Annotated in this window: 7 protein-coding genes; 4 read left to right on the forward strand and 3 right to left on the reverse strand. The window is 39.9% G+C overall.

Annotation, left to right across the window (positions count from 1 at the left end):
• Window positions 1-150: 150 nt before the first annotated feature.
• The gene (locus KJ562_03420; GenBank protein ID MBU3964740.1) at window positions 151-708 is read left to right on the forward strand and encodes a hypothetical protein; all 558 of its coding nucleotides are present in this window, start codon (window positions 151-153) and stop codon (window positions 706-708) included.
• Window positions 709-767: 59 nt separating this feature from the next.
• Here KJ562_03420 and KJ562_03425 read toward each other — a convergent pair whose 3' ends face one another.
• From KJ562_03425 to KJ562_03435, 3 genes are read right to left on the reverse strand one after another with little or no spacing between them, the layout of a single operon-like run.
• On the reverse strand, window positions 768-1,271 hold the full coding sequence (locus KJ562_03425) for a pyruvoyl-dependent arginine decarboxylase (protein MBU3964741.1): 504 nt from the start codon (window positions 1,269-1,271) through the stop codon (window positions 768-770).
• A gap of 56 nt (window positions 1,272-1,327) precedes the next feature.
• The gene (locus KJ562_03430; protein ID MBU3964742.1) at window positions 1,328-4,564 is read right to left on the reverse strand and encodes a DNA polymerase III subunit alpha; all 3,237 of its coding nucleotides are present in this window, start codon (window positions 4,562-4,564) and stop codon (window positions 1,328-1,330) included.
• A gap of 6 nt (window positions 4,565-4,570) precedes the next feature.
• Window positions 4,571-5,254, reverse strand: a complete 684-nt coding sequence (locus tag KJ562_03435) for a hypothetical protein (GenBank protein ID MBU3964743.1) — start codon at window positions 5,252-5,254, stop codon at window positions 4,571-4,573.
• 241 nt (window positions 5,255-5,495) lie between these two features.
• Here KJ562_03435 and KJ562_03440 point away from each other — a divergent pair, with 241 nt between their 5' ends.
• The 3 genes from KJ562_03440 to KJ562_03450 form a co-directional block, all read left to right on the forward strand.
• The gene (locus KJ562_03440) at window positions 5,496-6,962 is read left to right on the forward strand and encodes a tail fiber domain-containing protein (GenBank protein MBU3964744.1); all 1,467 of its coding nucleotides are present in this window, start codon (window positions 5,496-5,498) and stop codon (window positions 6,960-6,962) included.
• A gap of 18 nt (window positions 6,963-6,980) precedes the next feature.
• A complete protein-coding gene (locus tag KJ562_03445; protein MBU3964745.1) occupies window positions 6,981-7,565 on the forward strand; it encodes a hypothetical protein in 585 nt (194 codons plus the stop codon).
• Between the two features lie 19 nt (window positions 7,566-7,584).
• A partial coding sequence (locus KJ562_03450; GenBank protein MBU3964746.1) for a hypothetical protein occupies window positions 7,585-9,159 on the forward strand: 1,575 nt, incomplete at its 3' end.

Genomic DNA, 9,159 nt, shown 5'->3' on the forward strand with positions numbered 1-9,159 from the left:
GGGGGATTGTGCCTCAATCGGTTGGCATGGGCCTTGCCCTATCTCTATGTAGAAATAGTTGGTAAGGGTTTGCGTTGGTATATTCATTTGGGAATTTGGGTATGGATTAGTGGCTCAATAAGCTATCTTATCTATTCCAAGCTCTACTAGATGAAGGAGGTGGTATCTGTGGCTATTGAGATTCGGGAGGAGCTGTGCATCTCCGATGTAGCGCTTCAACAAGAGCTATGGGAGATGTATGATGAAACATTTCGAGCAGTAAACATTGCAACTCCCTGCAGACAACACTGTTACAAAGAGGAGTTTCTGGAAGCCATGCAAGATTCAGATTTTCAGAAATTCCTTCTTTGTGTGAACGAAAAACCAGGCGGGATTGGTCTGATAACCAATAATTTGGAAAAGGTTCCATGGATTAACATTTCCTTTTTCCTGAAACAGTTTCCAGCTTTATTGAGCAGGAACTTGCTTTACTACCTAATGGGCATTTCCGTAAGGACTGGCCTTGCCAAAAGGGCGTTGGGCAGTAGACTTCTGAAAGAAATGATTTGTTCGCTACCCGAAGACGGTGCTGTGGCCTTTGATTACTCCGAGAGAGCTAATAGGGCTATTCCCATGTTTGCTGAAAGAGCTCTCCCTAAGTCGATTAAAGGTAGTATCATGGATTCCCAGATATACTCTATATATCGTTGGGGTGATAGTAGCGGATAATGGCGTCACGACGAGGGCAGTTTGTCTCAAGTTTTTTGAGACGAACTGCCCATTTTTCTTTAATTTTCCCAATTTTCGCTTTTATATACAGCCATTACTAGGGCACAAACTGGTCTATCTTTGCATTTTGCACCCATCACAAGGTGATGAATCTTCCCATAATTATAAGACCTTAATGCCTTCATATCATCAAGAGAATTATGGATGAGCTTGATCACCGCCTCCTTGCTTTCAGCCCAATGTTCGGCAAACAGTCCTCTCCCCATACTATCTTGGATCCATCCCAAACCCGCCCAGGCCTCTTTCCCAATAGTGCATTGGTCGGACCTAGCCATGACTACATATAACCTATTGCCATACTCTTTTTGATTGGATTTTGGTTTCCTAATTTTTATCATTGAGCCCTTTGGAATAACGGAAGAAAGGTAGATTAAATTATAATTAGCAATACCAGCGTTCATCAACGCAGCGTCAAAAGCCGAGATGTTTGTTTTTCCTTCACCAGTTCCATCGGTTACATGAATTTGGAGATTCTGGTTTTTATTTGTTTTATCATTCAACATATATTATATATTTTTAGTATTTATTAAATGATGTTGCCATTATAACACATTTTTTCTTATTCCTCTATGATTTCCTCGATTCCTTCAACAATCATTTTCGGGGAGTCCTCTTTGAAATCCACTCTGCCAGAAACAATCACTATTTTATTCTCCTGCAAGACATTGGCATATTGCTCTGCGCTATTAGGAAAAATAATCGCTTCAATTTCGCCTGTCAAATCCTGTATCTTAACGAAAAACATTGGACGACCGCTTTTGGTAATAATTTTTTTAATCCGCGAAATTAGTCCGCATATTTTGAGTCGTGTTCCAGGCATTATCTTTTTAAATATTTTGTCAGAGACATTCAATGGAAAGCCGGGCTGGTCGTCTGTTTTGGTGAGTTCTTGAAGAATTTTTGATATTGGAACCGCTTTTTTGGCAATTGATTTTTGGTATGCTTCTAATGGATGTCCTGATACAAAGAGTCCTAATAATTCTTTTTCCCATTTAAGTTTTTCAGCAGCGCTGGCTGGGTCCATTTGTTCTAAGTTAATAGTGGTCTTAACTTTAGAGCCGTCAAAAAGCCCCTTTTGTCCATTATTTTTGTTATTCTGTATTTCCCTTGAACAACTCAACAATCGTTCCAAATTTCCAAGCAACATATTCCTTTCCTCCAATTTATCAAAACCACCGGCTTTTATCAGCGATTCCATTGATTTTTTATTTAAATCCTTTGAATGGATTCTGCTTACAAAATCCCCGATTGACTGGTATTTCCCATTGGCTGTCCTTTCGTCCACGATTGTCTGGACAATATTGTGGCCAACATTTTTAATTGCCAACAAGCCAAATCTAATTTTATTCTTATCCACAACAGTAAAGTTTTTAAAGCTTTCATTTATATCCGGAGGGAGAACATCAATATCCATTCTCTTGCATTCTTCCAGAAGAAAGGCGATTCTTTCAACATCTTGTTTTTCAGATGCCAGCACTGCTGCCATAAACTCCACAGGAAAATTTGCCTTCAGGTATGCTGTCTGATAGGCGATAATTCCATAACCCGTGCTATGGCTCTTGTTAAAGCCATATTGCGCAAAAGGCAAGAACCAACCCCAAATCTTTTGGGCAATTCCTTCTTCAACACCTTGTTTCGCTGCGCCAGAAATAAATTTTTCTTTTTGTTCGTTTAAGAGAGAAGAAATTTTCTTGCCGATTGCTTTCCGTAAAATATCTGCCTCACTAAGAGAGAATCCGGCTATCTCTCGCGCAATTTGCATCATCTGTTCTTGGAATATAGGCAGACCGTAAGTTGATTCCAAAATTGGTTTTAATTTTGGGTGCAAATATTCAACCTTTTTTTTGTTTTGTTTTCTTGCGATATATTCAGGAATGAATTGCATTGGTCCCGGACGGTAGAGCGCAAGCATAGTGGAAATATCTTCAAATTTTGAGGGCTGGAGCTGGCGGAGCCATTTTTTCATTCCGCTTGACTCCATTTGAAAAATAGAGGTTGTTTCTGCTTTCTGTAGTAGCTTGTAGGTTTTTCTGTCATCTTGGGGAATTTTATCAATTTCTATCTTCTTCCCGCGGATTATCTCAATAAGCTTAACAGCATCTTCAATCATTGTAAGGTTTTTAAGCCCCAGAAAATCCATTTTTAACAATCCCAGGTCTTCAATAGAATACATTTCGTATTGCGTAATAATGTTTCCGTCGCTTTGAGTCGGTCGTTGGACAGGAACAAGAGTATCAAGTGGCTCGGCTGATATAACAACTCCGCAAGCATGGGTTGAGGCATGGCGGGCAACACCCTCTAATTTTTTAGCCAAATCAACTAATCGTTTAATTTGTTCATCGCTTTCATACGCCTCGCGGAACTCTGGAATCTGTTTAATGGCTTGGTCAAGATTAAATCCAAAAGGAATCATTTTAGCGATTTTATCACAGGAGATATAGGGATATTTCAAGACCCTGCCAACATCTCTTATCGCTGCCCGGGCAGCCATTGTCCCGAAAGTTATAATCTGGGCAACTCTGTCTTGTCCGTATTTTTGAGAAACATATTCAATCACCTCGTCTCTTCTGGCATCGGCAAAATCAAGGTCAATATCAGGGAGAGAGATTCTTTCTGGATTTAAAAACCGTTCAAAAAGAAGATTGTATTGCAATGGATTGATATTGGTGATATTTGCCAAATAGGCGACTAAAGACCCGCCAATGCTTCCTCTGCCTGGTCCGACCACTATTTTATTTTCTTTTGCCCATTCAACAAAATCAGCAACTATAAGGAAATAGGAAGCAAACCCTGTTTTTTTAATAACTTCCAATTCATATTCCAATCTTTCTCTTGCCTCTTTTTCGTTTTTGAATTCTTTTTTCCTCTTGTCAAATCTTTTTTCACAGATATCTGTTAGGTATTCGTCAGGGTTGCCTTGTCCTGGCACTTGAAAATTTGGAAGTTTTATTTCACCCAGCTTAAACTCAAAATTGCAGGCATCAACTATTTTTTGGGTATTTGTAATCGCTTCTGGAACATCTTTAAAATTTTCCGCTATTTCTTTTGGCAGAGTTACGGAAAAGTCGTCCTGTCTCATAGTGAGGCGGTCTTTGTCATCTGACTTTTGTCCTGTGTTGATAAGCATCAGAATATCTTGCGCCTCTGCATCTTCCGGTCGAAGATAATGGCAGTCATTGGTTGCAACCAAAGGAATGCCGTGTTTTTTGGATAGCCCTATAATAATTTTGTTTGCCTTGGCTTGTTCTGGAATATTCGGGTGGTGCTGAATTTCTAAATAAAAATTTTCTTTGCCAAATGCTTTTTGATACTTTAGCGCTGTTTTTTCCGCCTCATCAATACGGTTGGATATTATGAGCCGGGGAATTTTTCCCTGCAAACAAGCGGAAAGAGCGATTAGCCCCTCGGTGTGCTGGAATAGTAATTCTTCATCAACTCTTGGTTTGTAATAAAAGCCCTCTAAATGGGCTTTGGTTACAAGTTTCACAAGATTGCGATAACCTGTTTCGTTTTTTACAAGCAGAACCAAATGATATCGCTTATTGTCAATGTTTGGTCTTTTTTGGGTCATGCCTTCAAAGGATGTATAAATCTCACTGCCAATTATTGGTTTGACTCCAGCTTTTTTCGCTTTTTTGTAAAACTCCACTGCGCCGTAAAGAACTCCGTGGTCTGTTATTGCAACGCTGTCCATACCATTTTCTTTCACGAAATTTAAAAGTTCCTCGATTTTTGGCAATCCATCGAGGAGTGAGTACTGTGTGTGGACATGAAGGTGTGTGAACTTTGGAATCATTTTTACTTATGCGACATGCGCAATCAAGCTTTTGCACTGGAGGTCTTGCGCTTCAATTTCCCCCTCAACTATTGTTCCGCTCAAGATAACCACTTCTTTAAATTTTGAATTTTTAAGGTCAAGATTTTTACCAATGCTCGTTCTTTCAAAATTTCCAAGACCTTCTGATATAATCTCTCCTGCCAACACTGACCCGCCGACTTTGGCGTCGCGGAGATAAACATCCCCCCTGATTGTGCCGGTCTTTGTGACTATGTTTTTTATAATGGACTTGCTTATGTCTAAGTTTCCTTCAATTTGTATTTTATTTAGTCCCAAAAAACCTTTGATGGACGATTCTTTCATATATATATTTTTCTTGAAGGTAGAAGCGACCATATTCAAAACCTCGCGTATTCTTATTTGATTGGCAAAAAATTCTCCATAAACCTCTGTCTTTGAAATATATAAAGTAGCGTAAATCAGGGCTTGTTCTAAATTAACATCTCCTTTAATAATACATTCATCTAAATGCAGGGCGCCTTGTATTGTTGAGCCCTTCAAATTTATGCCAGTGTTTATTTCTTTTCCAAAAAAAGAAAACTCCGGCAGAAGTTTATTTGAAAAATCTGCGGTTCGGTTTTCCCGTTCAGCGTTTCTTAACTCTTGAAATATCTCTTGTTGGGTGAGTCTATGCAGGAGTTGCTCCATGGGTCAGAATGTCACGATAACATATTAGTATATTGTATAAGATTTTTAAAATACAAGCAAAAAGGGAAAACTTTATGCTATTATAAAATAATGAAATTCAATTTAAAATTGGAAAATAAGCTGAAAAATAGGGGATTTAATTTTATTAAAAGTTTTCCACAATTGCGCTGTTGCTTTGTATTATTTTTTCAGTTGTTGTGTGGTATGATGTAATAATTAATCGAATTAATATTTTAATACTATGAAAAAAGAGAATCAAATTTCGCCAAAGATTATTTCTTTGAGTTTTGTTGTTTTTGTTTTGTTAGCAATAACGACTTTTTATATCTTTGCCTGGACCGAGCCAACCACTGCTCCTCCTGGAGGCAATGTTGCGGTTCCAATTAACACTGGAGGCGATAGTCAATATAAAACAGGAAAATTGGGAGCTTCTGCAAGTGGCGTTGACCCAAGCTATGGATTGACTATTGGTAGTTCTGGCATCAAGGCAACTGGCAACTCATATTTTGAAGGCGCATTAACAGTTACCACAGACATCACTGCTAATGACGACATTATTTTCAATGGAGAGTTGATGCCTGACGGCTCTACTTGCGCAAACAATCAGATATTACAGAAAATCGGCGCTGATAATTGGGATTGCGTTAATATGCCGAGCGGAGGTACGCTTTCCGGTTCTGGCACAGCGAACTATGTCTCTAAATGGACCGCTGGCACAACGCTCGGAAATTCACAGATTTTTGACAACGGCACTAATGTCGGCATCGGCACAACAGGACCAGATAATAAATTAGAAGTCCGCAATGGTGCGATAGAAATAGAATACGATAATCAAGATAGCAAGCTCCGCTTTCATGACCCTAACAATGTATGGTACTCAATGGGGATAGATGTGTCGGACGGTGGAAAATTTAAGATTAATTATGGTGGTAATATAGGAGATAATTCTCATATTACTATGATGACGAACGGCAACGTCGGCATCGGGACGACGGGACCGGGTGAGAAGTTACAAGTTGCTGGAGGCATGTTTTGGTTGACCGGACTTACAGAGAATACGGCAAATATAAATGGCTTGGGATTTTGGGGCGGTGACAATGGAGGTGGTATTTATGCAAGAGGAACTACTGGGGCTGGCTCGCTAAATATTTTCAATACTGCTGGTAGCATTTATCTTGCAACAACTGGCAACGTCGGCATCGGGACAACAGCCCCTGTACAAAGATTAACCGTAGCCGGCCAAATCGCCATCAATGACAATAACACGCGGATTTATGAGGGAGGTGGCAATGCTGTTCGGATTCAAACAAATTCCGGTTATATTGACATCGGTCCCCAAAACACAAGTTATGCTCATATTTATACTGACAGAACTTCCGGTTTTTACTTTAATGAAGAATTGAGAGCGCCTGCCTTCTATTACTCGTCAGATGTTACTTTAAAAGACAATATTAAACCTCTTGAAAATAGCTTGGAGAGAATTTTGCAATTACAAGGAGTTTCCTTTAATTGGAAAAGCGGTAGAGAGTATTCAATAGGCCTAATTGCCCAAGACGTAGAAAAAATATTTCCCGAACTTGTTTCGGAAGTAGATGGTTTGAAATCAATAGAATATGGCAAATTGGTTGCACCGCTGATAGAGTCAATTAAAGAACAACAAAAAGAGATTGAGGAACTCCGACTTGAGATTGAAAAATTAAAGAAGTAGTTTTATCTTAAAATGAATATGTCAAGAGAACTCAAAATATCAATTACATTATTAGTCCTTTTAGGAATTACTTTTGGAATATTGGCATATTTGAATATTATGGCGAACCAGAAGGATACAGATTTTGAAGGAACCATTGTCAGCGATGCAGAATTTAAAGAAGTGGTCGCACAATTAGACACATCGGAAAAACTGATTGATTATTTGAACAAATATTTTACAATTGAAGATAGGGGCGACGATGAAGCATATACCCCAGAAGAATTTTTTGAAAAGAAAAAGGGCGAGCCATGGGATTTCGCTTTATTTATAAGCTATGTTCTGTTTGAAAATAAATATGAATCAGCAATAATGCGCTATAAATACAAAGACCAAGCCGGAGAAGATGGGATAAATGCAGTGGTGGTTTTCAGAGATGGGGACCTTCCAAAAACAATAATCTTTACCTCAAGTGGAGCAGAAATATACGCGCACGGCTGGTCTTTTGAAGATATGTTTCAAAAAGAAGAAGAAAGATTAAATATTAAAATTCAAGAATATTCAATTTCTTATTGGACAGACGCAGGTGAGTTATGGCCGGAAGAATGGTTTAAAAGGGAGTAATTAAAAGGGGAAAATAATTATGCCTCACTTTACTAATCTCAAACATAGAGTTTTAATTGGAGGACTTTTAGTCCTGTTAGGTTTTTTATTTTTTTCATTGGGAGAGAGGGTAGAGGCGGCAGAGTATTATCAAGTGAATCCTGTCCAAACCGTTGAAATAAATGAATGGAGTGTATGCAAGAGAGTCACTAACCAATCAGGGAATCCTTCCACTTTTGTCCCCACCAAAACTTCCAGTGAATGGGCAGAGTTCAGAATTAATCATCCAGCCCATACTTCGTTAGCTGATTGCTGCGCTTGCTCTTCTGGCGCTTGTTGCGATGGGTGCAATTATCGGTCTTCAAGTTATGTTTGTGACACTTGGACGCAATATGATTATCAATGCACAGGAACTGCTTGCGGCGATGATGCTCAGAGCCAAAGCAGAACAAACACCCAGAAATGCACTGGTTTTACCGAGAGTTGTACAGGTTCCATCACTTACGGAACTTGGTCATTTTGGTCCACTATTGATTATTGTTCTATTACCGAGAAATGTACCACCGATAATGCGACTTATGCATCCTGTTATTCTGATGCGGTTTGTGCCGCTCCCACCTTAGGCGTTTCCCTCTCTGCCAATCCATCTTCAGGCACAGCGCCTCTAAATGGCGTTGATTTGACTGCCAATGTTTCTGGAACAGCAACAGGCAACACCAGATACAGATTTGACTGCACCAACAATGGAACTTATGAAGGGGACTATACAACCTCTGCGACTTCATATACTGCCACAGACCTCTGTAATTACTCTTCTGCTGGCACATATTGGGCAGCAGTGAGAGTAGATAGGGGAGGTTTGACTACCTACAATTGGGCAACAATTACAGTGAGTTCTCCGGCTCCCACCTTAGGCGTTTCCCTCTCTGCCAATCCATCTTCAGGCACAGCTCCCCTAAATGGCGTTGATTTGACTGCCAATGTTTCAGGCACAGCAACAGGCAACACCAGATACCGATTTGATTGCACCAATAATGGAACTTATGAAAGGGACTATACCACTTCCGCAACTTCATATACTGCCACTAATCTTTGTGATTATTCTTCAACTGGCACATATACAGCAGCGGTCAGGGTTGATAGGGGAGGGCTAACTGCCTATAACTGGGCAACCATTAGCGTAAGTAGCGGTTGTGTTTGTTCTTCCGGTACCTGTTGCGATGGGTGTAATTATCGGTCTTCAAGTTATGTTTGCAGGGCCTCTGCTGGAGTTTGCGATGTGGCAGAGTATTGTTCTGGTTCTAGCACAAGTTGCCCGAGTGATTCTTATTTATCTTCTTCGTATGTCTGTAATACTTGGACGCAATACGATTATCAATGCACAGGCACTGCTTGTGGCAACGATGCCCAAAGCCAAAGCAGAACAAACACCCAAAAATGCACTGGTTACAGCGCGAGTTGTACGGGCTCCATTACTTACGGAACTTATTCTTCTTGGTCTACTATTGATGATTGCTCCCTTACTACCGAAAAATGCACCACCGATAATTCCACTTACGCATCTTGTTATTCCGATGCGAGTTGCTCTGTGCCTACCACTTACACCCTCACAGTA

Source organism: Patescibacteria group bacterium (genome assembly GCA_018900835.1).
GTDB lineage: Bacteria > Patescibacteriota > Minisyncoccia > Minisyncoccales > PEYH01 > PEYH01.